Source organism: Tianweitania populi, from assembly GCF_014652875.1.
GTDB classification, from domain to species: Bacteria; Pseudomonadota; Alphaproteobacteria; order Rhizobiales; family Rhizobiaceae; genus Tianweitania; species Tianweitania populi.
In genome coordinates, this window is the sequence record NZ_BMZQ01000001.1 from 953,561 (window position 1) to 978,688 (window position 25,128).

28 protein-coding genes are annotated in these 25,128 nt (G+C 59.4%); 18 read left to right on the forward strand and 10 right to left on the reverse strand.

All coding sequences use genetic code 11. From position 1 onward, the window contains the following. Window positions 1-36 precede the first annotated feature (36 nt). Window positions 37-1,437, reverse strand: a complete 1,401-nt coding sequence (locus tag IE166_RS04765) for a D-alanyl-D-alanine carboxypeptidase (RefSeq protein ID WP_189502064.1) — start codon at window positions 1,435-1,437, stop codon at window positions 37-39. 319 nt (window positions 1,438-1,756) lie between these two features. Here IE166_RS04765 and clpS point away from each other — a divergent pair, with 319 nt between their 5' ends. The 4 genes from clpS to IE166_RS04785 all read left to right on the forward strand — a co-directional run bounded on the left by clpS (window position 1,757) and on the right by IE166_RS04785 (window position 5,794). Beyond that, the gene (gene clpS / locus IE166_RS04770; RefSeq protein ID WP_244641329.1) at window positions 1,757-2,116 is read left to right on the forward strand and encodes an ATP-dependent Clp protease adapter ClpS; all 360 of its coding nucleotides are present in this window, start codon (window positions 1,757-1,759) and stop codon (window positions 2,114-2,116) included. An 8-nt stretch (window positions 2,117-2,124) separates the two neighbouring features. Beyond that, complete coding sequence (clpA, locus tag IE166_RS04775) at window positions 2,125-4,578, forward strand: ATP-dependent Clp protease ATP-binding subunit ClpA (RefSeq protein WP_189502068.1); 2,454 nt, start codon at window positions 2,125-2,127, stop codon at window positions 4,576-4,578. Window positions 4,579-4,712: 134 nt separating this feature from the next. Next, window positions 4,713-5,450 carry an AzlC family ABC transporter permease gene (locus IE166_RS04780; protein ID WP_189502070.1) on the forward strand — a complete coding sequence of 246 codons (738 nt, stop codon included), beginning with the start codon at window positions 4,713-4,715 and terminating at the stop codon, window positions 5,448-5,450. Then, window positions 5,447-5,794, forward strand: a complete 348-nt coding sequence (locus IE166_RS04785; protein ID WP_189502072.1) for an AzlD domain-containing protein — start codon at window positions 5,447-5,449, stop codon at window positions 5,792-5,794. Before IE166_RS04780 ends, IE166_RS04785 begins: the two co-directional genes overlap by 4 nt. Here the strand turns inward: IE166_RS04785 and IE166_RS04790 are convergent. From IE166_RS04790 to IE166_RS04805, 4 genes are all read right to left on the reverse strand, one after another. After that, window positions 5,791-6,219 (reverse strand): HIT family protein, encoded by a 429-nt coding sequence (locus tag IE166_RS04790; RefSeq protein WP_189502074.1) that lies wholly within the window; start codon window positions 6,217-6,219, stop codon window positions 5,791-5,793. The genes IE166_RS04785 and IE166_RS04790 overlap by 4 nt on opposite strands. A 76-nt stretch (window positions 6,220-6,295) precedes the next feature. Further along, complete coding sequence (locus IE166_RS04795; RefSeq protein WP_189502076.1) at window positions 6,296-7,495, reverse strand: GNAT family N-acetyltransferase; 1,200 nt, start codon at window positions 7,493-7,495, stop codon at window positions 6,296-6,298. Window positions 7,496-7,561: 66 nt separating this feature from the next. After that, on the reverse strand, window positions 7,562-8,278 hold the full coding sequence (locus IE166_RS04800; protein ID WP_189502077.1) for a glycerophosphodiester phosphodiesterase: 717 nt from the start codon (window positions 8,276-8,278) through the stop codon (window positions 7,562-7,564). Beyond that, window positions 8,275-8,739 (reverse strand): RidA family protein, encoded by a 465-nt coding sequence (locus tag IE166_RS04805; RefSeq protein WP_189502079.1) that lies wholly within the window; start codon window positions 8,737-8,739, stop codon window positions 8,275-8,277. The genes IE166_RS04800 and IE166_RS04805 overlap by 4 nt, the downstream gene beginning before the upstream one ends. A gap of 117 nt (window positions 8,740-8,856) precedes the next feature. Between IE166_RS04805 and IE166_RS04810 the strand changes: the two genes are divergently transcribed. Then, a complete protein-coding gene (locus tag IE166_RS04810; protein ID WP_189502081.1) occupies window positions 8,857-9,714 on the forward strand; it encodes a cell envelope integrity EipB family protein in 858 nt (285 codons plus the stop codon). Here IE166_RS04810 and IE166_RS04815 read toward each other — a convergent pair. Further along, complete coding sequence (locus IE166_RS04815; RefSeq protein ID WP_189502083.1) at window positions 9,692-10,321, reverse strand: MarC family protein; 630 nt, start codon at window positions 10,319-10,321, stop codon at window positions 9,692-9,694. The genes IE166_RS04810 and IE166_RS04815 overlap by 23 nt on opposite strands. Before the next feature lie 251 nt (window positions 10,322-10,572). Here IE166_RS04815 and gyrA point away from each other — a divergent pair, with 251 nt between their 5' ends. After that, the gene (gene gyrA, locus IE166_RS04820; RefSeq protein ID WP_189502085.1) at window positions 10,573-13,329 is read left to right on the forward strand and encodes a DNA gyrase subunit A; all 2,757 of its coding nucleotides are present in this window, start codon (window positions 10,573-10,575) and stop codon (window positions 13,327-13,329) included. Window positions 13,330-13,410: 81 nt separating this feature from the next. Here the strand turns inward: gyrA and IE166_RS04825 are convergent, their stop codons facing one another. Then, the gene (locus tag IE166_RS04825) at window positions 13,411-13,569 is read right to left on the reverse strand and encodes a hypothetical protein (protein WP_189503327.1); all 159 of its coding nucleotides are present in this window, start codon (window positions 13,567-13,569) and stop codon (window positions 13,411-13,413) included. Window positions 13,570-13,727: 158 nt separating this feature from the next. Here IE166_RS04825 and coaD point away from each other — a divergent pair, with 158 nt between their 5' ends. The 6 genes from coaD to tgt are packed head-to-tail and all read left to right on the forward strand — an operon-like array spanning window position 13,728 to window position 18,081. After that, on the forward strand, window positions 13,728-14,228 hold the full coding sequence (gene coaD / locus IE166_RS04830; protein WP_189502086.1) for a pantetheine-phosphate adenylyltransferase: 501 nt from the start codon (window positions 13,728-13,730) through the stop codon (window positions 14,226-14,228). A gap of 17 nt (window positions 14,229-14,245) precedes the next feature. Next, on the forward strand, window positions 14,246-14,836 hold the full coding sequence (locus IE166_RS04835) for a peptidylprolyl isomerase (RefSeq protein ID WP_189502088.1): 591 nt from the start codon (window positions 14,246-14,248) through the stop codon (window positions 14,834-14,836). 51 nt (window positions 14,837-14,887) lie between these two features. Then, on the forward strand, window positions 14,888-15,403 hold the full coding sequence (locus IE166_RS04840; protein WP_189502090.1) for a peptidylprolyl isomerase: 516 nt from the start codon (window positions 14,888-14,890) through the stop codon (window positions 15,401-15,403). A 10-nt stretch (window positions 15,404-15,413) separates the two neighbouring features. Continuing rightward, window positions 15,414-15,863 (forward strand): DMT family transporter, encoded by a 450-nt coding sequence (locus tag IE166_RS04845; protein WP_189502092.1) that lies wholly within the window; start codon window positions 15,414-15,416, stop codon window positions 15,861-15,863. Beyond that, window positions 15,863-16,954 carry a tRNA preQ1(34) S-adenosylmethionine ribosyltransferase-isomerase QueA gene (queA, locus tag IE166_RS04850; RefSeq protein ID WP_189502094.1) on the forward strand — a complete coding sequence of 364 codons (1,092 nt, stop codon included), beginning with the start codon at window positions 15,863-15,865 and terminating at the stop codon, window positions 16,952-16,954. The genes IE166_RS04845 and queA overlap by 1 nt, the downstream gene beginning before the upstream one ends. After that, window positions 16,951-18,081, forward strand: a complete 1,131-nt coding sequence (gene tgt / locus IE166_RS04855) for a tRNA guanosine(34) transglycosylase Tgt (RefSeq protein ID WP_189502095.1) — start codon at window positions 16,951-16,953, stop codon at window positions 18,079-18,081. The genes queA and tgt overlap by 4 nt, the downstream gene beginning before the upstream one ends. On the opposite strand, the gene IE166_RS04860 is transcribed toward tgt, so the two are convergent. Then, entirely contained in the window at window positions 18,078-18,800 is a 723-nt protein-coding gene (locus IE166_RS04860) for a YoaK family protein (protein WP_189502097.1), read from the reverse strand. The two genes, tgt and IE166_RS04860, sit on opposite strands and share 4 nt — an antisense overlap. Window positions 18,801-18,913: 113 nt before the next feature. Then, the gene (locus tag IE166_RS04865; protein ID WP_244641330.1) at window positions 18,914-19,327 is read right to left on the reverse strand and encodes a DUF4864 domain-containing protein; all 414 of its coding nucleotides are present in this window, start codon (window positions 19,325-19,327) and stop codon (window positions 18,914-18,916) included. Between the two features lie 118 nt (window positions 19,328-19,445). On the opposite strand from IE166_RS04865, the gene IE166_RS04870 reads away from it, so the two are divergent. The 5 genes from IE166_RS04870 to IE166_RS04890 all read left to right on the forward strand — a co-directional run bounded on the left by IE166_RS04870 (window position 19,446) and on the right by IE166_RS04890 (window position 23,670). Next, entirely contained in the window at window positions 19,446-19,682 is a 237-nt protein-coding gene (locus tag IE166_RS04870) for an Lrp/AsnC ligand binding domain-containing protein (protein WP_189502099.1), read from the forward strand. Between the two features lie 73 nt (window positions 19,683-19,755). Then, the gene (locus tag IE166_RS04875) at window positions 19,756-21,168 is read left to right on the forward strand and encodes a circularly permuted type 2 ATP-grasp protein (RefSeq protein ID WP_385964565.1); all 1,413 of its coding nucleotides are present in this window, start codon (window positions 19,756-19,758) and stop codon (window positions 21,166-21,168) included. Beyond that, window positions 21,169-22,110: an alpha-E domain-containing protein gene (locus IE166_RS04880; protein WP_189502101.1), complete on the forward strand. Its 942-nt coding sequence runs from the start codon at window positions 21,169-21,171 to the stop codon at window positions 22,108-22,110. A gap of 3 nt (window positions 22,111-22,113) precedes the next feature. Next, entirely contained in the window at window positions 22,114-22,905 is a 792-nt protein-coding gene (locus IE166_RS04885; protein ID WP_189502103.1) for a transglutaminase family protein, read from the forward strand. A 30-nt stretch (window positions 22,906-22,935) separates the two neighbouring features. Next, the gene (locus IE166_RS04890) at window positions 22,936-23,670 is read left to right on the forward strand and encodes a proteasome-type protease (protein ID WP_189502105.1); all 735 of its coding nucleotides are present in this window, start codon (window positions 22,936-22,938) and stop codon (window positions 23,668-23,670) included. 120 nt (window positions 23,671-23,790) lie between these two features. Here the strand turns inward: IE166_RS04890 and IE166_RS04895 are convergent, their stop codons facing one another. After that, window positions 23,791-24,252, reverse strand: a complete 462-nt coding sequence (locus tag IE166_RS04895) for a BA14K family protein (protein WP_189502107.1) — start codon at window positions 24,250-24,252, stop codon at window positions 23,791-23,793. A gap of 177 nt (window positions 24,253-24,429) precedes the next feature. Between IE166_RS04895 and IE166_RS04900 the strand changes: the two genes are divergently transcribed. Continuing rightward, window positions 24,430-25,122 carry a L,D-transpeptidase gene (locus IE166_RS04900; RefSeq protein ID WP_244641331.1) on the forward strand — a complete coding sequence of 231 codons (693 nt, stop codon included), beginning with the start codon at window positions 24,430-24,432 and terminating at the stop codon, window positions 25,120-25,122. Window positions 25,123-25,128 lie beyond the last annotated feature (6 nt).

Consider the following 25,128-nt stretch of genomic DNA (forward strand, 5'->3'; position numbering starts at 1 on the left):
GAGCCGGCAACAGACCGGCTGTTGTTCCAAGAGGGTCTACTGCTCGATGGCGTAGCAGGGGATCTGCTTCTTCTTCAGGGCGCTGCAGGTTTCCCATGCCTCGTCCTTGGAACCGTAGCCGCCGAAGCGGGCGCGGTAGTAAGTGGTGCCACCCTTGGTGAAGGTTTCGGTAAAGGCGGCGTCGGCCGAGAGGATGCCGGTCGCCTTGCTGGCGATCCGCGACAGGGTCGACTGTGCTTCGCCAGCCGAAGTCAGCGAGGCAACCTGGATGGCCCAGCCGGCACTCCGCGAGTTGGTGTTGGCCTGAATGGAAGCCACAGACGAGGTGGAAGCCGTAGCGACGGGGTCGATCGAGGCCGCAACGACAGCGGCGGAACGCGCGACGCTTTCCTTCAAACGAGCCGTCTTTTCGGTTTCCACCGATGCAACCTGAAGATCCGGTTTCACCTTGGCTTCCGCCAGAACCTGCTCAACCACGGAGGCGCCTGGACGATCGATGGGCATCGGCGCATCTGTGTGCGGAAGCGCTGCGGCATAGGCCTGAACAACCGGTTCGTCGGTGTTGCCACGGGCGACCAAAAGACCGGTGCTGCGGGTTGATGCCTTGGGCAGGTAGGTCTTGATCAGCTGCGCCATCTGGTTATCGCGTGCCGCACCAGAAGTGCCGCCCATGACAACGGCAACCAGCTTGCGATCACCATCCTTGATTGAGGTCACGAGGTTGAAGCCCGACGCGTTGACGTAGCCGGTCTTGATGCCGTCGACGCCCTTGATGCGGCCGAGCAGGCGATTGTGACCGTTGATGGTCTGCTTGCCGAGCTTGAAGGAGGTCGTGGAGAAATAAGGGTAATACTTCGCATGATGCTCGCGCAGCGCAATGCCGAGGGTCGCCATGTCGCGTGCGGTGGTGCGCTGATTGGGGTCCGGAAGGCCCGAAGCGTTGCGGAAGGTGGTGTTGTCCATGCCGAGGCTGCGGGCCTTGGCGGTCATCATACGGGCGAAGTTCGCCTCAGTGCCGCCGATCAGCTCACCAAGGGCTGCAGCCGCGTCATTTGCCGACTTGGTGATCAGCGAAAGGATCGCTTCTTCAACTGTCACCGAACCGCCCGGACGGATGCCGATCTTCGTGGGCGGACGCGCAGCAGCATATTTGGAAAAGGGAACGCGCGAATCGAGCCGAATGCGGCCGGCCTTCAGCGCGTCGAAAACGAGATAAAGCGTCATCATCTTGGTCAGCGACGCGGGATAACGCGAACCGTCTGCGCTGGACGAATACAGCGTCTTGCCGGTGTTCGCATCCACGACGATCGCGGCATAGCGAGGATTGGAAGCAGCCTGTGCAGCAGCGGCTCCCAACGACAGCACGGTCAACGCGACCAGTGTTGCCTTGGCAGTTTGGCAGAAAGCGGAGAGGAGGCTTGCCGGTGTCTGACGCACGGATACACCCTTCGGTTAGTCTTTTGATTGGCGGGCGTGGCCGAAATGTCAGCCACAAGAAAATACGCTAGAGGCAGGTGGTTACGAAAGCCTTTAGGGTAACCGGATCGTTGACGCGTTCTGACGGTTTAAAGTCGAATTGCGCTCCAACCCTCGTTTCGACCTGTTCGTGTCAGGAGTGAGTTGCCATCTGCCAGAGAAGCATGACGCCGGGGCAGAGCCCGTATTGTCAGCGCAAAAGAAGGTCTTAAAATCGTACGTCTTCGCACCTACATTCGGATTGAGCGATAGACAGGACTCAGGGGCATAGCGCGTGACGATGGGTGGGAACGCCGAGCGGCGTTTGGCACGAATGCAGGCACAAGACAGCGGCAACGGGCCGGGTCGCAGCACTGCGGTTATTACCCGCACGCGTGCCAAGACAAAGAAGCCCAATCTCTACCGGGTCCTGATCCTCAACGACGACTACACGCCGATGGACTTCGTCGTCCATATTCTCGAGCGGTTCTTCCAGAAGGACCAGGAGGCGGCGACCCGCATCATGCTTCACGTCCATAATCACGGCGTGGGTGAATGTGGGGTCTATACTTTCGAGGTGGCCGAGACCAAAGTGTCACAGGTCATGGACTTTGCCCGTCAGCACCAGCATCCGCTGCAATGCGTGATGGAGAAGAAGTGAGGTACTAAATGCCGGCTTTCTCCCAAGGCCTAGAAAAGGCGCTTCACCAGGCGCTTACATTCGCGAACGAGCGGCATCATGAATATGCCACGCTCGAGCATCTGCTGTTGGCGCTGATCGACGATGGCGATGCGGCGGCCGTGATGCGGGCGTGCAACGTCGATGTCGACGATCTCAAGCAGACGGTGCTGACCTATATCGACACCGAACTCGACAATCTAATTACTGGTTATGACGAGGACTCCAAGCCGACGGCCGGGTTCCAGCGCGTCATCCAACGCGCCGTCATTCACGTTCAATCATCCGGCCGGGAGGAAGTCTCCGGCGCCAACGTGCTCGTTGCGATCTTTGCCGAGCGCGAAAGCCATGCCGCGTACTTCCTGCAGGAACAGCAGATGACCCGTTACGACGCGGTCAATTACATCAGCCACGGCATTGCCAAGCGGGCAGGGGCAAGTGAGTCGCGTCCGCCTAGGGGTGCCGAGGATGAGCAGACCGGTGCTCCGGGTGCTGAGGGCGAAGAGGGCGGCAAGAAAAAGCAGCAGCAGGATGCGCTGACGGCTTACTGCGTCAACCTCAACGTGAAAGCCAAGGGCGGCAAGATCGATCCACTGATCGGCCGCGAAAACGAGATCAACCGGACCATCCAGGTCCTGTGCCGCCGTTCCAAGAACAACCCGCTTTATGTGGGTGATCCCGGCGTCGGCAAGACGGCCATTGCCGAAGGTCTTGCCAAGCGGATCGTTGAGGGCAAGGTGCCGAGCGCGCTTGCCGACGCCACGATCTTCTCGCTGGACATGGGCACGCTGCTGGCCGGCACGCGCTATCGCGGCGACTTCGAGGAGCGGCTGAAGCAGGTCGTGAAGGAACTCGAAGAGTATCCGGGCGCCGTGCTGTTCATCGATGAGATCCACACCGTGATTGGTGCTGGCGCAACGTCGGGTGGCGCGATGGACGCCTCGAACCTCTTGAAGCCGGCTTTGTCGTCGGGAGCGATCCGCTGCATAGGCTCGACCACCTATAAGGAGTTCCGGCAATTCTTCGAAAAGGATCGTGCGCTCGTGCGCCGGTTCCAGAAGATCGACGTGAACGAGCCGACGGTGGATGACACGATCGCCATCATGAAGGGTCTGCGACCCTATTATGAGGACTTCCATAAGGTGAAGTTCACCTCCGACGCGATCAAGGCGGCGGTGGAGCTGTCGGCTCGCTACATCAACGACCGCAAGCTGCCGGACAAGGCGATCGACGTGATCGACGAAACCGGTGCGTCACAGATGCTGCTACCGGAAAACAAGCGCAAGAAGACGATCACCGTAAAGGAGATCGAAGCCACGATCGCTACCATGGCGCGCATTCCGCCCAAGACGGTTTCGGCCGACGACGAGCAGGTGCTGGCCGGGCTGGAAGTCGAACTCAAGCGCGTGGTCTATGGTCAGGACACAGCGATCACCGCTTTGTCTTCGGCGATCAAGCTTGCTCGTGCAGGCCTGCGCGAACCGGAGAAGCCGATTGGTTCCTACCTGTTCTCGGGTCCGACGGGTGTCGGCAAGACCGAAGTGGCCAAGCAGTTGGCAGCGTCGCTCGGCTGCGAGCTGCTGCGCTTCGACATGTCGGAATATATGGAGCGTCACACGGTCAGCCGTTTGATCGGCGCGCCTCCCGGCTATGTCGGCTTCGACCAGGGCGGCCTGCTGACCGATGGCGTCGATCAGCATCCGCATTGCGTGCTGTTGCTCGACGAGATCGAGAAGGCGCATCCAGATCTGTTCAATATCCTTTTGCAGGTCATGGATCATGGACAACTTACGGATCACAACGGCAAGAAGATCGACTTCCGCAACGTGATCCTGATCATGACCACAAATGCGGGTGCGGCTGATGCGGCGCGTGCAGCGATCGGCTTCGGCTCTTCGAAGCGCGAAGGCGACGATGTGGAAGCGATCAATCGCCTGTTCACGCCGGAGTTCCGCAACCGCCTCGATGCGATCATCCCGTTCGGTTCGCTGCCGGTGCCGGTGATCCACCAGGTCGTGCAGAAGTTCGTGATGCAGTTGGAATCGCAGCTGTCCGAGCGTGGCGTCACCTTCGACCTTTCGGAAGAGGCCATCGCCTGGTTGGCTGACAAGGGCTATGATGAACGCATGGGCGCGCGTCCGCTTGGGCGCGTGATCCAGGAGAACATCAAGAAGCCGCTGGCGGATGAAGTTCTGTTCGGCAAGCTGAAGAACGGCGGCACGGTTCGTGTCTCGGTCGAGGATGCCGATGGCAAGAAGAGCCTGAAGCTGGAAACGCTGGCTGGCGAGCTGCCGGTCAAGCCGAAGAAGGAAGCTGAAGCGAAGGCACCCAAGCGGGCAAGGAAGCCTGTGGCAAAGAAGGACGTCCCGCAGGAAATGCCGGAAGACGAAAAGAAGTCGCCTGGCAAGCGCAGCCTCGTTCCACAGCTTCCACGCAAGAACTAAGCTTCGCATCCTCTATACAAAGTCAAAGCGCGCGGATCACACCGCGCGCTTTTTGTTTTTGCAGCCGATCCTGCATGGTGCAGTTGAAGACGAACATGTCATACAGGACCACAAGCAACTATATAGGATGAGGCATGGAGGCTCTGGACGAAGCGCGTGAAGATGCCGCCTTTCGCTGGTATCTTCGGGGCGTAAGAACAGCCTATTCCATCCCCGGCTTCATTCTGATGAGTTCCTTCGTCGGCTTCAGCGCTTTGGCCAAAGCCGCCGGGGTCGGGCTGTGGGCGAGCGTGTTCATGACGGGGATCGTCTGGGCCTTGCCTGCACAGGTCGTGCTCGTCGGCGCGATCATTGCCGGCAACTCGCTGGCAGCGGCCGTTTTTGCCGTGGCGTTGTCCTCGGTGCGCCTGACGCCAATGGTGGTGGCGATCGTCCCTGAGATGCGCGGACCGCGAACGCGTCCGATCACCCTTTACCTTCTGTCCCACTTCGTGGCCGTCACGTCTTGGGTGCTGGCCATGGCAAAGCTGCCGGACGTGCCACCGGCCAGACGAACTGCCTTCTACTTCGGCCTGGGTTCGACGCTGACGCTCAGCAATATGGTTGTGGTCGGAAGTGTTTATGTCTTGGCCGACACACTGCCGCGCGAGATATCGGCTGCGCTGTTCATGCTGACGCCCATGTATTTCCTCACCTCGCTTTGGGGATCGGCCCGGGAATGGGCGACCAATCTGGCTATGGTGTTTGGCATCGTGCTTGGCCCGATCGCGCATGTCCTTGCGCCGAGCTTCGACCTGCTGATCGCCGGGTTCGGCGGAGGCATCGGCGCATATGTCATCTATCGTCTCGCGCATCGGAGACGAACGGCGTGAGTTACTTCTCTAATGACGCGTGGTGGTGGCCGTTTTTCTTCATCCTGATTGCAGGATGGCTCGCGACCGATGCCTGGCGATACCTCGGCGTTTATCTGGGCGGCCGGATCCGCGATGACTCCGAGATGCTTGTTCTCGTTCGCGCGATCGCAACGGCGCTGGTTGCGGCCGTGATCGGCAATCTCATCCTGTTTCCCTCAGGAGAGCTGGCATCCACGCCGGCAGCGCTGCGTATCGGAGCCGCAGTGGCGGGGTTCGCCGCTTATCATATAGCCCGCAAGACGGTGATCGTCGGCATTATCGTAGCCGAGGCAATCCTTCTTGCGGGCCTTTACGCTCTTTAGTTTCCAAGAACGCCGATCATCTTCTCGGCGTTTACCGCAAGCACGTCGGACTTTTCCATCGTCCCGCTATGCGGCTTCAGAGCAACGCCTTCAAAGCGCGGAATGATGTGAAAATGAAGATGATACACGGACTGGCCGGCCGCCGGTTCGTTGAACTGCTCGATCGTCACGCCATCCGCATCGAAGGCCTTCAGGGCGGCCTTGGCGACATGCTGAACCGTCTGGATCAGTGTGGCGAGATCGCCGGCGGCGATGTCGAGCAGGTTACGTGCCGATGCCTTGGGGATTACGACACAATGACCTTCGCCGCGCGGCATGATGTCCATGAAGGCGAAGCTGTGATCGTCCTCGTAGATCCGGTGAGCCGGCAGGTCGCCACGCAGGATCTTTGCGAAGATGTTGTTGGCATCATAAGCGGCGGTCATCGATCGGCCCTCGGTTGTTGCTTGGGCCAAGAGGGATAAGCAAGAAGCGCGAAAGCGTAAAGCGCCGAGCTTGCGCTTACTCAGACTTGCGGAACGGCGTTCGCTCTTCGAGATAGTCGCTCATAGCTTCCACATCACGACGCTCGCGGCGAAGATAATCACCCACGGCTTTGCGCAGGCCTGGGTGGGCGATGTAGTGGGCGGAATGGGTGGTCACCGGCACATAGCCGCGTGCGAGCTTGTGTTCGCCTTGCGCGCCGGCTTCAACCACGCGCAACTTCCTGTTTATCGCGAAGTCGATGGCCTGATGGTAGCAGACTTCGAAATGCAGAAAGGGGTGATCCTCGATGCAGCCCCAGTTGCGCCCAAACAGCGTATCACCGCCGATGAAGTTGATGGCGCCAGCGATGTAACGGCCGTCGCGCTTGGCCATGACCAACAGGATGTCGTCCGGCATGCGCTCGGAGATCAGCGAGAAGAACAAGCGGTTGAGATAAGGCCGACCCCACTTGCGGCTGCCGGTGTCCATGTAGAAGGCGTAGAAATCGTCCCACACACGCTCGGTCAGATCGCGGCCCGTCAGCCACTCGATCGAGATGCCGGATGCCAAGGCAGATTCGCGTTCCTTGCGAAGCGTCTTGCGCTTGCGCGAGGCGAGGGCATCGAGAAAGTCCGAATAGCTTGAATAGCCTTCATTGAAGAAATGGAACTGCTGGTCTGTGCGATGAAGGAAGCCGGCGCTTTCGAGTACCGCGACGTCTGCTTCGTTGGCGAAGGTTACGTGGGCGGATGAGGCGCCAAGCTGATCGGTCAGAGCCTTGATGCCCTCGCCAAGTGCTGCCTGGATCGTGTCCGGTGCGTAGTTGCCGGCGACGAGCAGGCGCGGCCCTGTAGCAGGCGTGAAAGGTACGGAGATCTGGAGCTTCGGATAATACTGGCCGCCTGCGCGCTCAAAGGCGTCGGCCCAGCCATGATCGAAGACGTATTCACCCTGGCTGTGGGACTTCAAGTAACCAGCGACGGCGCCGAGTAGCGTGCCGTCTGGTGCTTCCAGGCGCAGATGTTGACCGAGCCAACCGGTCTTGCGCGTGGCACAGCCAGAGTCTTCGAGGGTGCTGAGGAAGGCATAGGAGATGAAGGGGTTGTAGGGCAGAGAGCCGCTCTTCGACGCCCCATCGAGGCTGCTCCATTCGGCAGCTGAAAACGCTTTCAGATCCGTCGCGACGCGGATCGTGATCTCACCGTCTTCTGCCATCTCGCCGCCAGCATCCGCCATCCCGCTCAACATACGCTTGGCGGATGCGAGAACAAGATGACGATGCGGCAGGAGAGACGGAAACGATCAGGCTTCGAAGCCCTCGAAGGTCATCTGATCAGCATGAGCAAAGGTCTTTGCCTTGGCCTGCTCGTTGCGGACCGTCCAGGTAATAACCGGCATGCTCAGCTTCTCGCGCACGAAGGTGATGAAGCGATTCGGCAGATCATCGACGCCGTAGGACACGAAGTCGAAGCCGTGCACCAACATGGAAAAGTGCGCTTCCAGCTCGCTGTCTTCGCGGCCATAGGCTGTAAGGCCGGCCGGAATGCCTGGTGCATGCGTGCGGAACTGCCGGATCAGCCAATGATCAAAGGACATGATGGCGGCGGCTCCATCGTAGGCTTTCAGTTGTTCGGCAACCTTGCCAACCAACCCGTCATCCTTGCCTTCGATGCCCTTCAGTTCGATCACCAGCGGCACGCGTCCGGCAACAAGCGCGAGAAGCTCGGCCAAGGTTGGCGGATGATCGTCGGTTCCACCGATACGAAACTCACGCAGCTCGGCTGCCGTCTTTTCGAAGATCGAGCCTTCCATGCCGGTCAGGCGCTTCAGCTCATCATCATGGAAGACGATTGGCACGCCATCGGCCGAGAGATGCACGTCGCACTCGATCGTATATTGCCGCTCAACAGCAGCCTCGAACGCCGACAAAGTGTTCTCCCAGCGGATCTTATTGAGGTCATGGTAGCCGCGATGGGCAATGGGCCGAGCGGTCAGCCAGCCAAGATCGATCGTGCTCATTCGACTTCCAGGATCGCCTCGATCTCGACCGGCGCGTTCAACGGCAAGGCGGCAACACCAACTGCCGAGCGCGCATGCTTGCCTTGATCGCCGAAGGCTGAGGCCAGAAAGTCGGAAGCGCCGTTGGCGACCAGATGCTGTTCAGTGAAGTCAGGCGTCGAAGCCACAAACACGGTGATCTTCACCAGCCGTTTGATTCGGCTGAGATCGCCGAGAGCGGCCTTGGCTTGCGCCAGAACGTTGACGGCGCACCATTTGGCAGCAAGTTTGCCCGCCTCGGTTCCAAGCTCGCGACCGAGCAGGCCCATGGCCATCAGCTTGCCGTCCTTGAGCGGCAGTTGGCCGGCCGTGAAGATCAAATTGCCTGTTTGGATAAAGGGCACGTAGTTCGCTGCGGGCGCTGCCGCTTCCGGCAGTGTGACACCGAGTTCCAGCAGCCGTTTTTCGATTGTGTCGCTCATCGTGGTCTCCTTATATGCAGCCTGTTCGAAGACGTAGCGGCTCGCTTCTGCCACGTTCCCCTTGTAGATACAGCCGGATTGTTGCGCATTTTCGTGCCCCGATCCAGGGAGAGGCCCATGCGGATTGTCCGCGCCGTTGTACCGACACTTGTTCTGCTGGCTCCGGTGGCCGCACACGCGCAGGGCGCAGTCACGCTGATACCGCACCGCGCGGTTTACGACCTGAAGCTCGACAAGGCGACCGAACAGTCCGGCATCTCGAATATTTCGGGCCGCATGGTCTACGAGTTTAACGGTTCACCGTGCGAAGGCTACACCGTCACCTTCCGCTTCGTGACCGAGATTGACACAGCGGACGCCACGCGGGTCACCGACCAGCAAACGACGACCTTCGAAGACGCCGAGGGTAAGACCTTCAACTTCGCCACGAAGTCCTACATCGATCGCGCGCTTGACCGCGAGCTGCGCGGTGCCGCCACTCGTCAGGCCGAAGCCGTCGATGTGAAGATCGAGAAGCCGCAGCCGAACGACATCAAGCTTCCAGCCACTCAGTTCCCAACCCAGCACATGATGGAACTGGTGAATCGTGCGGAGAAGGGCGACACCTTCTACGAAACCACGCTGTTCGATGGCTCGGATGAGGCCGACAAGGTGATGACCACGACGATCGTCATCGGCAAGCCCACGAAGGAAAAGACCGGCGATCCGGAAGCCGGTCCGCTGAAGACCATGGCCGAGGATACCTATTGGCCGGTCAACATCGCGTACTTCGACCTGGTTGGCGAAGGTGGCGAAGAAACGCCTGATTATCGCACCAGCTTCAAGCTTCACGCCAATGGCCTGACGCGCGATCTCGTCATGGACTACGGCGACTTCTCGATGACTGGCACGCTGGTCAATCTCGACGTGCTGGACAAGCCATCAAAGCCTTGCCCGGTCGACAAGGTCGAGCCTAAGCCGCAACCAAAGCCCTGATTCCATCGGCGACGAACTGAACAGCAAGCGCCGCGAGCAGGACGCCGAGCAGCCGAGTTAGAATGGATCGACCGGTTTCGCCCAGAAAGCGGTCGACGCGATGGGCGAGAGCGAGCACCAAGGCGGTGATGGCCAAACAGGCCATCAGGATTGCCACAAAGGCAAGTTTTGCCAGCGGCGAGGTGAAGCCGCCTGATAGCAGCACCGTAGCCGAGATCGCCCCGGGCCCTGCGATCAGCGGGATCGCCAAGGGGAAGGCTGCGATGTTGCGGATCATGTCGCGCGTCACCGCCGTTGTGGCGCTGCGCTCGTGGCGTTCCTGGCGACGCTCGAAGATCATCTCGAATGCGATGAAGAACAGCAGCAGTCCGCCGGCCGTGCGGAAGGCGGGCAGCGTGATACCGAACATCGTCAGGATGACGGTTCCGCCGAGCGCAAAAAGCGCCAGAATGGCAAAGCCGATGATGGACGCGCGGACGCCGACCTGAAGCCGCTCAGACCGATTCATGCCGGCCGTGATGGCAAGAAACAGCGGCGCGAGACCGGGCGGATCGATCGTGACCAGGATCGTCACGAAGGCGTTGAAGGCGCTTTCAAACTCAGGCATTTCTGCTTCTTCTTCCCCCTAGCCGGGGTGTTGTTTCAACCAGGCTGAACCCGATTTGCCGATGTTTTTACATATCGGCGCGACGCTTTTTTCGCCTGCCTCATAACAACTAGCAGCCACTAAAGCTATCACGTTGTTATTCCTCGCAATTTCGATCAGCTTTGCTGTGGGAATCGCTCCTGCCGGATTGGTGTCAGCAGACGAGTTCCTATATAAAAGACTGATGATTCCTAGCGATCGGTACTTCTAAGTTGACAGACCAAAGCACTCCGCGCGTCCCCGGCGACGGTGGCCCGAACGGCATTGAGCCGATCTCCATCATGGAGGAGATGCAGCGCTCGTATCTCGATTACGCCATGAGCGTGATCGTGAGCCGTGCGCTGCCTGATGTTCGCGATGGTCTGAAGCCTGTTCATCGCCGCATCATGTTTGCGTCCTATGACAGTGGTTATCACTGGAACCGCAAGTATGTGAAATCGGCGCGTCCGGTTGCGGATGTGATGGGTAAATACCATCCACATGGCGACGCCTCGATCTATGACGCACTGGTCCGCATGGCGCAGGATTGGTCCCTGCGCGTGCCGCTGATCGACGGGCAGGGCAACTTCGGCTCGATCGACGGCGATAGCCCGGCGGCCATGCGTTACACCGAAGCGCGTCTCACCAAGGTCGCGCATGAGCTTCTGGAAGACATCGACAAGGACACTGTCGACTTCCAGGACACGTATGATTCTTCCGGTTCCGAGCCGAAGGTTCTGCCGGCGCGCTTCCCGAACCTGTTGGTCAACGGTTCGGGCGGTATCGCGGTCGGCATGGCGACCAACATCCCGCCGCACAATCTTTCCGAGATCATCAACGGCACGATCGCGCTGATCGACAATCCGGCGCTCGATCTGACGGACCTGATGGACATCATTCCAGGTCCCGACTTCCCGACCGGCGCGCTGATCCTTGGTCGTTCAGGCATTCACTCCGCTTATTCCACCGGTCGCGGTTCGGTGCTGATGCGCGGGAAGGTTCACACGGAAACGATCCGCGGTGAGCGCGAAGCGATCATCGTCACGGAAGTGCCGTTCCAGGTGAACAAGGCCTCCATGATCGAGAAGATGGCCGAACTGGTGCGCGACAAGCGCATCGAGGGCATCTCCGACATCCGCGACGAGAGCGATCGCCAGGGCTATCGCGTGGTGATCGAGCTCAAGCGCGATGCCAATGCGGAAGTGGTGTTGAACCAGCTCTACCGCTTCACGCCGCTGCAAACTTCGTTCGGCTGCAACATGGTTGCGCTGAACGGCGGCAAGCCGGAAGTGCTCAACCTCATCGACATCCTAAAAGCGTTTATCGCTTTCCGCGAAGATGTCATCAGCCGCCGCACCAAGTACCTTCTGCGCAAGGTGCGCGATCGCGCCCATATCCTCGTGGGCCTTGCAATCGCCGTTGCGAATATCGACGAGGTGATTGCGCTGATCCGTCGGGCACCGGATCCGCAGACCGCGCGTGACCAGTTGATGGAGCGTCGCTGGCCTGCTCAGGACGTCGAAGCCTTGATCCGCCTCATCGATGATCCACGCCACAAGATCAACGAAGACGGCACCTACAATCTGTCCGAGGAACAGGCCCGCGCCATTCTCGAGTTGCGGCTGCAGCGCCTGACCGCGCTCGGACGCGACGAAATCGCCGATGAGTTGAACAAGATCGGCGCCGAAATTTCGGATTACCTCGACATCCTTTCGTCGCGTCTGCGCATCCAGACGATCGTCAAGGACGAGCTTGCTGCCGTTCGCGACGAGTTTGGCACGCCACGCCGCACCGAACTGGTGGACGGCGGTGCGGACATGGAGGACGAGGACCTCATTGCTCGCGAGGACATGGTCGTCACTGTCAGCCATACCGGCTACATCAAGCGCGTGCCGCTTTCCTTGTACCGTTCCCAGCGTCGGGGCGGCAAAGGCCGTTCGGGTATGTCGACGCGCGACGAAGATTTCGTCACGCGGCTGTTCGTTGCGAACACCCATACGCCGGTGCTGTTCTTCTCCTCGCGCGGCATCGTCTACAAAGAAAAGGTCTGGCGTCTGCCGATCGGCAATCCGCAATCGCGCGGCAAGGCGCTGATCAACATGCTGCCGCTGGAACAGGGCGAGCGTATCACGACGATCATGCCGCTGCCGGAGGACGAAGATAGCTGGGGTAACCTGGATGTCATGTTCGCCACAACGCGTGGCACTGTCCGCCGCAACAAGCTGTCCGACTTCGTTCAGGTCAATCGCAACGGCAAGATTGCGATGAAGCTGGAAGAAGAGGGCGACGAGATCCTCGGTGTCGCGACCTGTACCGATAGTGATGATGTTCTGCTGACCGCAGCATCCGGCCAGTGCATTCGCTTCCCGGTCGGCGATGTTCGCGTTTTCTCCAGCCGCAACTCGGTCGGTGTGCGCGGCATCAACATGGCAGAGGACGATCGTGCGATTTCAATGACGATCCTGCATGGCGTCGAATCGGAAGCTTGGGAGCGGGTCGCTTATCTTCGCCGCGCTGCAAGTGAACGCCGTGCGCTCACTGGCGACGATGAGGAAATCGTAGCACCGACGGAAGATGTCGCCGTTGAAGGCGACCTTGCAGACGAACGTTACGAGGAACTGAAATCGCGTGAGGAGATGGTGCTGACCGTTACCGAACGTGGTTACGGCAAGCGCTCTTCGTCCTATGATTTCCGTGTCACGGGTCGCGGCGGCAAAGGTATCCGCGCCACCGACGTCTCGAAGACCGCTGAGATCGGTCGCCTGGTTGCGGCTTTCCCTGTGGAAACCACTGATCAAATCATGCTGGTTTCCAACGGCGGCCAGGTGATCCGGGTGCCGGTGGAAGGCATCAGAATGGCGAGCCGGGCCACGAAGGGCGTCAAGGTTTTCGTCACGGCAAAGGATGAGCGCGTCGTGTCGGTTGAGCGCATCTCAGAGCCTCAGGTCGAGGATGGCGAGGATGCTGCACCGGTTGCCGAGATCGAATAGCGAGAGGCGCCTTTATTGAAACAAAGAAAAAGGGACGCCCGGGAAAGCGTCCCTTTTCATCTGCTGGAGGGCAGGAAATTCTTAGTTGAAGCGGTAAGGCTGCTGGAAGTTAGGGCCAAAGCGGTTCATGCGGCTGCGCTTCACCGTCTGCTTCACGTGCTGTGCTTCCTGGTGGAGGCCGAACACGGTCGCGATCAGCATCGCAATGGTCATAGCGGCGGCGAGCATCAAGATCATCATGGCTTTGTTCTCCTGCTCCAAGAACACATTGATCTTCGATCGGTTCCAACCGGCCGTTACTTTCTTCAAAACAGCAATCGTCACGGTTCCGTGAGTTTGCTTGTGCGCGATCTCCGAACCCGTTTGCCTTTGGTTGGATGGCCGATTAGAAGCGCCCCATGACACAGCGCGTGGCAATTTATGCAGGATCGTTCGATCCGTTGACCAACGGACACCTTGATGTTCTCAAGGGGGCGCTTACCGTTGCCGACAAGGTGCTGGTTGCGATCGGCATTCAGGCTTCCAAGACGCCGCTCTTCTCGTTCGATGAGCGGGTAAAGCTGATCGAGACCGCTGCCCGCGACGAACTCGGGGCGACCGCAGAACGGCTGTCCGTGATTGCTTTTGAAGGTCTGGTCATTGCCGCAGCGCGCAAGCATGACGCTGGGATCATGATCCGCGGACTGCGCGACGGCACGGATCTGGACTACGAAATGCAGATGGCGGGTATGAACGAAACCATGGCACCGGAGCTGCAAACGATTTTTGTGCCGGCCAGCCCTTCCGTTCGCACAATAACTGCCACACTTGTCAGGCAGATAGCCGCGATGGGCGGCGATATCAGGCCCTTCGTCCCAGCTTCCGTCGCAGCCGCGCTGGAAGCCAAGTTCAAGAAATGATTTCGGGAGACAGTCTTATGCGCACGTTCAGGCTCGCTTCGCTGGCCCTTGCCTTTGCTTTGTCGTCGGCCGTTGGAAGCGCGCCGGCGCTTGCTGCCGGTCCTCAGGATACGCTTGTTCTGACCCTGAAAAACGGCGACGTGACCATTGCACTTCGGCCGGATCTCGCACCGAAGCATGTCGAGCAGATCAAGACGCTGGTCCGTGAAGGCGCCTATGACAATGTGGCCTTCCATCGTGTAATCGAAGGCTTCATGGCGCAGACGGGCGACGTGCAGTATGGCGACCTGAAGGAAGGCTACAAGGCTTCGGCTGTTGGCACCGGCGGCTCGGAACTCCCGGATCTGCCGGCAGAGTTTTCGCAGGAACATTTCGTTCGCGGCACGGTGGGCATGGCGCGGTCGCAGAACCCGGATTCTGCCAATTCGCAGTTCTTCATCATGTTCGCCCCGGCACCTCCGCTGGACGGCGACTATACGATCGTCGGCAAGGTCGAGAAGGGCTTGGACCTCATCGACTCCATCAAGCGCGGCGATCCTTCGGATAATGGTTCGGTTTCCGAGCCTGACCGCATCGTCAAGGCGCGCATCGCTGCCGACGCCAAGTAACCAGATCAAGCAAGCGGCGCCGATCCCGGCGACCCACTAAAAGGAGCTCACATGGCTGAGATCAAGGATCCAGAAAACACGCTGGTGATGGAAACCACCAAGGGCAAGGTCGTTATCGAACTGTTCCCGGACCTGGCTCCCGGCCATGTCGGCCGGATCAAGGAACTGGCACGCGAAGGTGCGTATGACGGCGTCGTGTTCCACCGCGTTATCGACGGCTTCATGGCGCAAACTGGCGACGTGAAGTTCGGCAACTCCACGACCTCCGGCTTCAACCCGTCGCGCGCCGGAATGGGCGGTTCGGAGAAGCCGGACTTGAAGGCCGAGTTCAACAACATGAACCATGGCCGCGGGACCTGCTCGATGGCCCGTTCGCAGAGCCCAAACTCTGCAAATTCGCAGTTCTTCATCTGCTTCGAAAACGCTGCCTTCCTGAACCGCCAGTACACCGTCTGGGGCCAGGTCATCGAGGGCATGGAGAATGTTGACAATATCAAGCGCGGTGAGCCGGTACAGGATCCCGACAAGATTACGTCGCTAAAGGTTGCGGCCGACGTCGCCGCTTAAGGCTTAGTCTATGACGCAGTTGCTCTGGTCACTGCTCGGCATCGTGTCCGGAGCGCTCATCGCCTTTCAAGCCCCGATCAACACCCAGTTGGGTCGGGGCTTGGGCATGCCGATTGCGGCTGCCTGCATCTCATTCCTTGCCGGAACACTGGTGCTCATTATCGCGACAGCCGTGATGACGCGCATGCAGGGCACCGCGCCGACTTTCCGTGCGCCAGCACCCTGGCTGTTCGTAGCCGGCGGTCTGCTTGGCGCCGTTTACGTCACAACGTCGATCCTGCTGATCCCGCGTCTTGGCGCAGCGGCCTTGATGGCATTTCTGGTAGCAGGACAGCTGCTGGCCAGCATGTTTCTTGATCGCATCGGGTTCCTGGGTTTGGCCGTGCGGGAGATTTCCATGGGCCGCATCATGGGCGCTCTGCTGCTTTTGTCCGGCGCCCTGATGATCCGTTTCACCTGATGAAGGTCGATCTTTTCGACTTCGACCTACCTGACGAATGCATAGCGCTTCGGCCAGCCGATCCGCGTGACAGCGCGCGCATGCTCGTTGTCGGTGATGATGGTGCGCTTGGCGATCGAAACGTGTTTGATCTGCCGAAGCTGCTGCGTGCCGGTGACGCCTTGGTATTCAACGATACTAAGGTCATTCCGGCTCAGTTGCAAGGCATCCGCAGCCGAGGCGAGAACAAGTCCGCGGTAGACGCGACCTTGCACATGCGCGTCGCGGCAGACCGCTGGCGGGCGTTTATGCGTCCGGCAAAGCGGGTTGCTATGGGCGATCGCATTGCCTTCGGCCACTCCGCCGAAGCTTGCATGATTGGCGCATTGGACGCGACGGTTGTCGAGAAGGGTGAGGGCGGCGAAGTTGAGCTTGCCTTTGATCTTTCAGGCGCTTTCCTCGATGAAGCCCTGCACACTGTCGGCCATATTCCGCTGCCGCCTTATATTGCATCGAAGCGGCCCGAAGATGCGCGAGACCGCTCGGACTACCAAACGATCTACGCAGATCAGGAAGGGGCCGTCGCCGCGCCAACCGCCGGTCTGCATTTCACGCCGCAGCTGATGGCCGCTTTGGATGAAGCGGGGATCTCGCGCCACTTCGTGACCCTGCATGTCGGGGCAGGGACGTTTCTGCCGGTGAAGGCGGATGATACCGCCGACCACAAGATGCATTCTGAGATTGGCTTGGTGACGGAGGACGTGGCCGCTTCCCTGAACGCCGTGCGCGCTCGCGGCGGACGGATCGTTTGCGTTGGCACAACTTCGCTGCGGCTGCTTGAAAGCGCCGCTGATGCAGATGGCTTGATCCAACCGTGGCAGGGTCCGACCGACATTTTCATCACGCCGGGCTACCGCTTCCGCGCAGTGGACATCCTCATGACGAACTTCCATCTTCCCCGTTCGACGCTCTTCATGCTCGTTTCCGCCTTTGCAGGTTTCCAGAGCATGCATGACGCTTATGCGCACGCGATCGGAAATGGCTACCGCTTCTATTCCTACGGCGATTCCAGCCTGCTGTTTCGCAACGATGTTCAGGGCGTGCCGGCATGAGCGAGACCTTCCAGTTCGCGCTTCAAGCAACAGACGGCAACGCCCGGCTTGGCGCCATCACCATGCCGCGTGGAACCGTACGTACGCCTGCCTTCATGCCGGTCGGAACGGCAGCGACCGTGAAGGCGCTGTATATGGATCAGGTGCGTGGAACGGGCGCCGACATCATCCTCGGCAATACCTATCACCTGATGCTGCGACCTGGCGCCGAGCGTGTGGCGCGTCTGGGTGGGTTGCATGAGTTTGCCCGTTGGCCTCACCCGATTCTTACCGACTCAGGCGGATTTCAGGTCATGTCGCTGTCGAAGCTGCGCAAGTTGACGGAGCAGGGTGTTACCTTCCGTTCGCATGTCGATGGCGCACGCTATGAGATGTCGCCGGAGCGGTCGATTGAAATCCAGGGCTTGCTCGGATCAGATGTCCAGATGCAGCTCGATGAATGCGTGGCGTTGCCGGCGCCTTACGCGGATGTCGAGCGTGCCATGGAGATGTCGCTGCGATGGGCGGAGCGTTGCCAGACAGCTTTCGGCGACCAGCCGGGCCGTGCGATGTTCGGCATCGTGCAGGGTGGGGCGGAGCCGGTTTTGCGCGAGCGCTCGGCATCAGCGCTCAAAGCTATGGACCTGAAAGGCTATTCGGTCGGTGGTCTTGCGGTCGGCGAACCGCAGCACGTCATGCTGGAAATGCTCGACGTGACATGCCCTGTCTTGCCTGCTGATAAGCCACGCTACCTTATGGGCGTTGGAACACCTGACGACATTCTGAAGTCGGTGGCGCGTGGTATCGACATGTTCGACTGCGTGATGCCGACACGCGCCGGCCGGCATGGTCTTGCCTTCACCCGTCGAGGACGGGTGAACCTCCGCAATGCCAGGCATGCCGACGATTACCGACCGCTGGACGAGGAAAGTGACTGCCCGGCGGCGCGGGACTATTCCCGCGCTTACCTGCATCATCTCGTGCGCTCGCAGGAGGCGCTGGGTGCGATGCTGCTATCCTGGAACAACATCGCTTATTATCAGCATCTGATGCAGAGTATTCGCGGTGCAATTGGCGAGGGTCGCTTCTTGGCATTCGCCGAGGATGCGACCGAAGGCTGGGCGCGCGGCGATATCCCGCCGCTCTAGGCTGCCGTTGACGGGCGGGTTTGAAGAACCGCTCGCCAGCCAATCGCCAGCAGCAAGGCGGCCGCGACCACCAGCGAGCCGGTGCCGATCAGCTGATACAACACCACGCCGGACACGCCGCCGAGCGAGAAGGCTGCAACGGTCTCGATGTGCAAACGCAAACGTGCACGGATTTCGACGGCGTTCTCGCTCGTCTCGGTACCGCGTGCGATGTCGATGAGCATGCCCAGGCCGATGCCGATATCGGTCAGCATACCCGAGACATGGGTGGTACGAACGCGTGCTTGAGAAATCCGCGTCACCACTGCGTTCTGAAGGCCCATCAGGAAGCTGAGGCTGATCACTGTCAAATCGACGGAGGGCGGTCCGCCTCGAAGTAGTTCGACGATGCCGACCGCAGCAAGGATAATGGCTTCAAGCAGGATGCTGTGGGCGTAGATGGCCGCGTTGCCGCGCCGGCGCCCGTCATTGATCAGCAGCGTCGAAAGTGCCGACCCAGTGACGAAGGACAGCACGATCAGCAGGAAGAAGCCGGCTAATCCAAGATCCGCAATCGCCAGGTGATCGGATAGAAGCGATACATTCCCGGTCATGTTGGCCGCGAAGAAGCCGACCGCGTGGAAGGCCGCCGCGTTCAAGCCACCGGCGATTGCAGCCAACATCCCCGCCAATTGGCGATTGCGCAGACTGTCGCGACCAGCCCCTTCCGTTACAAGCATGTCCAGTGCCACGATCAACGAGGCTCGCCCAGCCGAGTCTCACCCTTTCCCGTTCATCTTTAGCACTGCGGACAGACCAATCAAAAAACAAACCGGCTACATCAATCTTACCGTTACGTACTCAGCGTCCCGCCGGCACGCAGTGTGACGCTATTGATGAGCCAGCTTCCGTCCCGCTGCTGCTGAAGGGTATAGGTGGCCACATAGTCTTTGCCATCCGCGCCCAAAATCATCACATCCTGCTGGATCTGGTTGCCCACCTCCTTCGAGGTGCCAAAATCGTAGCGGGCGGGATTGTGCACCATGGGGTATGCCTGACGGACCATCGACATGAAGATAGCCATGTTCGGAAATTTCATCCGCAACATCGGTGAGGCAAAGGAGTAAGCCTCGGCGTCGCGGTTGCCACGAAATGCCGACATTTGACGCTGGATGACGCTTTGCGCTGCCTTGATTTCGGCTTCGCCAGCGAATGTAGGCGCACTACCTGTTCCAAGTAGAAGGATAGCTATAAACAAGCGATGCACTGGTGTTCTCCCTTGTTCTACCTGCGTTTAGCGCGGACACTGGTCACTTCCAATTACGAGTTACGTAAGGAACCCGCGCTGGGTTTCGCGCGTATCGCATCAGATATCAGGGGGCGCGATGAAGGCGTTTTTCATTCAGATCAAATGTGAGCTCGGCAAAGCCTACGAAGTGGCGCGTGCAATCGCGGATGCCGAGTTGGCGTCCGAGGTTTATTCCACTGCCGGCGAGTTCGATCTGCTCGCAAAATTCTACATCGAGGACGGCGGCGACGTTGGCCACTTCGTTAACGAGAAGATCCAGATCCTGCCGGGTATCCGCGATACGCGGACCATCGTCACCTTTCGCGCCTTTTAAGTTGCCAGACTAACGTCGTGCTTGCTTTTTAGCCGGGAACTCTCTGAAATGCGTGGAAGTAGGGAGTAGAAGCTTGGTTGCATTCGATGAGATGCGTCCGGAAAATAGCGGACTGCGTCAGCCATACCAGAAATACCAGGCTTGGCTCGACGAGCAGGATCCGGCCCGTCTCACGGAAAAGATGCAGGATGCCGAGCGTGTCTTTCGCAAGACCGGCATCACCTTTGCCGTTTACGGAGAAGATGCGGCAGCCGAGCGACTGATCCCCTTCGACATCGTGCCACGCATCCTGTCTGGCCAGGAATGGCGGCGTCTGATGCAAGGCATTGAGCAGCGTGTGCAGGCTCTCAACGCTTTTCTGGACGACATCTACCATCGCCAGGAGATCATCAAGGCCGGGCGAATCCCGAAGGAGCTGATCGCCAACAACGAGGCCTTCCTGCCAGAGATGATCGGCGTGCGGCCGCCGGCCGGCGTATATACCCATATCATAGGCACGGATATCGTTCGTACCGGCGAAGACGAGTTCTTCGTGCTGGAAGACAATGCACGCACACCCAGCGGCGTTTCCTACATGCTGGAGAACCGCGAAACCATGATGCAGCTCTTCCCCGAGCTGTTTCAGCGGATCAAGGTTAGGCCGGTCGCCAATTATCCTCAGCTCCTGCGGCAGTCGCTGGCGGCCGTCAAACCTGAGGGCTGCGAAGGCTCGCCGCGCATTGCGGTTCTAACACCAGGAAGCTTCAACTCCGCCTATTTCGAACATGCGTTCTTGGCCGACCAGATGGGCGTCGAACTGGTTGAAGGACAAGATCTGCGCGTCATCGATGGCCATGTCGCGATGAGAACGACGCAAGGGTACAAGCGAATCGACGTACTGTATCGTCGCGTCGACGACGCCTTCCTTGATCCCATGACATTCCGACCTGACTCAGCCCTTGGTGTGCCGGGCATCATGGATGTGTATCGAGCGGGCAAGATCACGATCGCCAATGCGCCGGGGACCGGGATCGCGGACGATAAGGCGATCTACTCATACATGCCGGAGATCATCGAGTTCTACACAGGTCGCAAGGCGCTGCTGCCCAATATCGAGACCTACCGCTGCTCGGAGCCATCGAGCCTGTCTTACGTGCTCGAGCATCTGCACGAGCTCGTGGTCAAGGAAGTGCATGGCTCCGGTGGCTACGGCATGCTGGTCGGCCCTGCGGCGTCAAAGAAGGAGAGGGAAGCTTTTGCCGAAAAGCTCAAGGCCAGACCCTCAAACTACATTGCCCAGCCCACGCTTTCGCTTTCCACCGTGCCGATCCTGACCGAAGCTGGTCTCGCTCCGCGCCATGTCGATCTGCGGCCCTTCGTGCTCGTCTCGGACCGCATCCAGATCGTGCCTGGCGGTCTGACACGCGTCGCGCTGAAGGAAGGCTCGCTCGTGGTCAATTCCTCGCAAGGCGGCGGCACCAAAGACACCTGGATCCTGGACGATTAGATGCTGCTCGGACGCACCGCCAACGGTCTTTATTGGATGAGCCGCTATATCGAGCGCGCCGAGAACATGGCGCGCTTGCTGGATGCGGGCTTGCGTCTCGCGCTGACGCAAACCACCAGCTCGGCCGAGGAATGGACATCCCTGGTTGTGAGCGCGGGTGCCGAAGCGGCGTTTCGAGAGCGACACGACGAGTTTACTGCCGCCACGGTTTCGGACTTTCTGCTGCGCGACACCTCCAACCCCTCAAGCGTCGTGTCGTCCATCGAAACGGCGCGCATGAACGGCAGGATGGTGCGAACGGCACTGACCCGAGAGTGCTGGGAGAGCCTGAACGAAGCCTGGATGTCGTTGAAGCGGCTCCTCGCCAATCCAATCGATGAGCGGGAGTTGCCGAGCGTTCTCGACGCGATCAAGCGGGACACGGCGCTGTTCCGCGGCTCCTTCCAGGGCACGATGCTGCGCAACGAGATCTACAATTTTGCGTCGCTTGGGACACTGGTGGAGCGAGCCGACAACACAGCGCGCATTCTTGACGTCAAATACTATGTTCTGCTGCCCTCGGTGCACTGGGTCGGCTCGTCGCTGGACAACTACCAGTGGGAGTCGATCCTGCGCTCGGTCTCGGCCCATCGATCTTACCGCTGGGTTTACGAAGCCGATTACAAGCCTACACTCATTGCCGACTATCTGATCCTCAATCCGCGCATGCCCCGCTCGCTGGCCTTCTGCTATCGCGGCATCGTCGAGGATCTGCGGCAACTATCGGAAGATTACGGTTTGCAGCATCCAAGCTATGACATCGCGGTCAAGGTGCTGGAGCGGCTGCAGGTTAGCTCCATCAAAGATGTTTTCGACTACGGGCTGCACGAATATCTCGAAGGCTTCATCGATGACAATGCGCGCTTCAGCCAGGCTGTGGCCGACAATTACCGGTTCACCTGATCGATGCGCCTGAAGATCACCCACAAGACTGAATACGCTTACGATCAGCCGAATGCCTATGCCTTGCAGAGACTAAGGTTGATCCCCACAGACGGTCATAGCCAGCGTGTTCTCAGTTGGTCGCTCGACATCAGCGGTGCCACGGAAGAGGCCGGCTACACGGATGCGTTTGGCAATGTCACGCGTCTGGTCAGTGTTGATTCGGGCGAGACAAGTCTCAGCGCAACGGCAACTGGCGTAATCGAGACGATCGATCGCTCCGGCGTCTCGGGACCACATCGCGGCTACACGCCACTTTGGCTGTTCAGGCAGGAAACGCCGCTCACTGCAGCTGGCGATTCAATCAAGGCGCTTGTCGCCGATGTTGACGATGGTGCGCCCTTGCAGCGGATGCATGCGCTGCTCCAACTGATCGTTGAACGCGTGGCCTACGAGAAAGGTAGCACGACCGTTGCGACTACGGGTGAAGAAGCTGCCCGCAAGGGAGCCGGTGTCTGCCAGGATCAGGCGCATATATTTGCGTCCGCCGCACGACTATTAGATGTGCCGGCTCGCTATGTCAGCGGCTATCTCATGTCGGAAGGCGATAACCACGCTGCTAGCCATGCCTGGGCAGAAGTGCATATCGAGGGTCTAGGCTGGGTCGCGTTCGATCCTGCCAACGGCATTTCACCTGATGAACGCTATGTCCGCCTAGCCACGGGCCGCGATTACAATGATGCCTGTCCTGTTTCCGGCTTCAGGCTGGGAGAAGCAGCAGAACGTCTTGAAGTTCACGTCACAGTCGAGCAGTAATCTGCTCGACCCTCGTTGGATTGGACTTTCATGACTTATTGCGTCGGCCTCAAGATCGATCGCGGCTTGGTGTTCATGTCCGACACCCGCACAAACGCCGGCATCGACAACATTTCCACCTTCCGGAAGATGCATGTGTGGGAGGAGCCGGGCGAGCGCGTCATCGTGCTGATGTCGGCCGGCAATTTGGCCACCACCCAAGCCGTCGTCAGCATGTTGGACGAACGTTCGAAGGCTGCCTCAGACCGGGTCGGAACGCTTCTCGAAACGCCTTCGATGTTCCAGACAGCAAAGCTGGTGGGCGACACGGTGAAGGAGGTCATCAAGACATCCTCGCCGGACGGGCAGACCGCCGATTCCTATTTCAACGCTTCGATCATCTTGGGCGGACAGATCAAGGGTGGCGAGCCTCGTCTGTTTTTGATCTATCCGGAAGGCAACTTCATCGAGGCCGGGGAAGACACTCCTTTCTTCCAAATCGGCGAAACGAAATACGGCAAGCCGATCATCGTGCGTGCCTACGATCCTGCGATGAGCTTTGCCGAAACAGCCAAGCTCCTGTTGGTCTCCTTCGATTCGACGTTGAAGTCGAACCTGTCCGTCGGCCTGCCGCTCGACATGATGTTCTATGAGCGCAACACGATGCGGGTCGGTTTCCGCAAGCGGATCGGCGGGGATGATCCTTATTATCGAGCAGTATCGGATGGATGGTCGAACGCCTTGAAAGCGGCCTTCAGCAGCCTGCCTGAATTTACCGAAGACTGATCTTCCAACGATTGATGATGCCGCTCACGCTGCGAAGCCTGGAGGTTTGCGCGCTGCCGTCATGCACGCTGAGCAAGATTGCCTAAAGAAAAGGGCCTCCGAAGAGGCCCTTTAAGTTGATCAGTACGGGGAGTTGCACTGGCGTCGTGGGCCATTGTTCGGCTGGAACGTGTTGTCCGATGCACGATATGACCGGTATCGATCGTAGCACCACTGAACGTGGCTGCTGCCCGACCTCACACGCGGTGCTGACTGCGAATTGGCGATCGCCCCACCGATGATTGCACCACCGAGGAACGCTGCCGCAGGGTACCAGGCATTGCCATGACGGCGATAGCCGTGACGATAATGGCGGTAGCCTCGGTGACCATTGTAGTAATCGCGGCCGCGACCATCGCGATAATAGCCGCGATGATGACCGTGGCGGCGATACTGAACCTGGGTCGGCTGTTCGGCGACATTCTTGCTGACTGGCGCCGACGGGCGCTCAACCTGCATCGCTGCCTGCGCAGGAACGAAAGTCGTGGCCGCCATCATAGCCGAGATAGCTGCAGCGCCGACGGATTTCCAAATCTTGTTCATGTTGCCTCCTGAGCAAATGCATTGGTCCCTATGGATCTCCAAACGATGGAGCATGCATTCTGTTCCCTCCCAGTGTGCTGGTCACGCAATCGAGATCATCCAGCACGATCAACTTCATAACGATTCATCAACCATGTTCGCGCATGGTCGCTCATCATCGGGTTTGGAGAATATCCTGTGAGCGAAGTGGTTTCTCGGCGAGGCGTGCTCGCAGGCTTGGGGCTGGTCGGACTAGCCGGGTGCAGCCGCAGCTTAGACATGTCTGCGTTCGATATGGATTTCAGCCCGACGGGTACGATCAGGCCGAAGGTTAGCGTCGAACGCTCCCTAGGCGGCTACCAGGCTATGTACGGCTCGATGCAGGATGGTCCCTTCGTCCTGCCTGCCGTTCCCTATGAGAAAGTACCGCGAGAGTTCCGCCGTCAGGTCGTCCAGGACCCCACAGGCGAGGCACCAGGCACGATCGTCGTGAACTTGCAGGAGCGCCACCTGTATTTCGTACAGCCGGGTGGCGAAGCCATTCGTTACGGCGTCGGCATCGGCAAGGAGGGCTTCTTGTGGTCGGGTCGTGCGGTCATCCAATACAAAAAGGAATGGCCGACCTGGACGCCCCCGCGCGAGATGATCGCGCGCAAGCCTGAACTCGTAAAATGGGCTGGCGGGCAGCCGGGCGGTCTGGACAATCCGCTGGGTGCGCGTGCGCACTACATCTACAAGGACAATGTTGACACCGGCTATCGCGTGCATGGCTCGCCGGAGTGGTGGACCATTGGGCAAGCGATGTCATCCGGCTGCGTCCGCATGATCAATCAGGACGTTATCGACCTGTATAATCGCGTGCAGAACAAGGCTACGATCGTCGTCGGCTGATGCGCC

Excerpts from the sequence above, each read along its gene's own strand:
- clpA (WP_189502068.1), top strand. The coding sequence starts at position 2,125 with ATGCCGGCTTTCTCCCAAGGCCTAGAAAAGGCGCTTCACCAGGCGCTT.
- IE166_RS04825 (WP_189503327.1), bottom strand. The coding sequence starts at position 13,569 with ATGATGATCTTGATGCTCGCCGCCGCTATGACCATTGCGATGCTGATC.
- IE166_RS04810 (WP_189502081.1), top strand. The coding sequence starts at position 8,857 with ATGCGGATTGTCCGCGCCGTTGTACCGACACTTGTTCTGCTGGCTCCG.
- IE166_RS04795 (WP_189502076.1), bottom strand. The coding sequence starts at position 7,495 with ATGGCGGATGCTGGCGGCGAGATGGCAGAAGACGGTGAGATCACGATC.
- IE166_RS04835 (WP_189502088.1), top strand. The coding sequence starts at position 14,246 with ATGCGCACGTTCAGGCTCGCTTCGCTGGCCCTTGCCTTTGCTTTGTCG.
- IE166_RS04870 (WP_189502099.1), top strand. The coding sequence starts at position 19,446 with ATGAAGGCGTTTTTCATTCAGATCAAATGTGAGCTCGGCAAAGCCTAC.
- IE166_RS04805 (WP_189502079.1), bottom strand. The coding sequence starts at position 8,739 with ATGAGCGACACAATCGAAAAACGGCTGCTGGAACTCGGTGTCACACTG.
- IE166_RS04880 (WP_189502101.1), top strand. The coding sequence starts at position 21,169 with ATGCTGCTCGGACGCACCGCCAACGGTCTTTATTGGATGAGCCGCTAT.
- IE166_RS04790 (WP_189502074.1), bottom strand. The coding sequence starts at position 6,219 with ATGACCGCCGCTTATGATGCCAACAACATCTTCGCAAAGATCCTGCGT.
- tgt (WP_189502095.1), top strand. The coding sequence starts at position 16,951 with ATGAGCGAGACCTTCCAGTTCGCGCTTCAAGCAACAGACGGCAACGCC.
- IE166_RS04895 (WP_189502107.1), bottom strand. The coding sequence starts at position 24,252 with ATGAACAAGATTTGGAAATCCGTCGGCGCTGCAGCTATCTCGGCTATG.
- coaD (WP_189502086.1), top strand. The coding sequence starts at position 13,728 with ATGACACAGCGCGTGGCAATTTATGCAGGATCGTTCGATCCGTTGACC.
- IE166_RS04800 (WP_189502077.1), bottom strand. The coding sequence starts at position 8,278 with ATGAGCACGATCGATCTTGGCTGGCTGACCGCTCGGCCCATTGCCCAT.
- clpS (WP_244641329.1), top strand. The coding sequence starts at position 1,757 with ATGGGTGGGAACGCCGAGCGGCGTTTGGCACGAATGCAGGCACAAGAC.
- IE166_RS04840 (WP_189502090.1), top strand. The coding sequence starts at position 14,888 with ATGGCTGAGATCAAGGATCCAGAAAACACGCTGGTGATGGAAACCACC.
- IE166_RS04780 (WP_189502070.1), top strand. The coding sequence starts at position 4,713 with ATGGAGGCTCTGGACGAAGCGCGTGAAGATGCCGCCTTTCGCTGGTAT.
- IE166_RS04890 (WP_189502105.1), top strand. The coding sequence starts at position 22,936 with ATGACTTATTGCGTCGGCCTCAAGATCGATCGCGGCTTGGTGTTCATG.
- IE166_RS04845 (WP_189502092.1), top strand. The coding sequence starts at position 15,414 with ATGACGCAGTTGCTCTGGTCACTGCTCGGCATCGTGTCCGGAGCGCTC.
- IE166_RS04885 (WP_189502103.1), top strand. The coding sequence starts at position 22,114 with ATGCGCCTGAAGATCACCCACAAGACTGAATACGCTTACGATCAGCCG.
- queA (WP_189502094.1), top strand. The coding sequence starts at position 15,863 with ATGAAGGTCGATCTTTTCGACTTCGACCTACCTGACGAATGCATAGCG.
- IE166_RS04860 (WP_189502097.1), bottom strand. The coding sequence starts at position 18,800 with ATGCTTGTAACGGAAGGGGCTGGTCGCGACAGTCTGCGCAATCGCCAA.
- IE166_RS04815 (WP_189502083.1), bottom strand. The coding sequence starts at position 10,321 with ATGCCTGAGTTTGAAAGCGCCTTCAACGCCTTCGTGACGATCCTGGTC.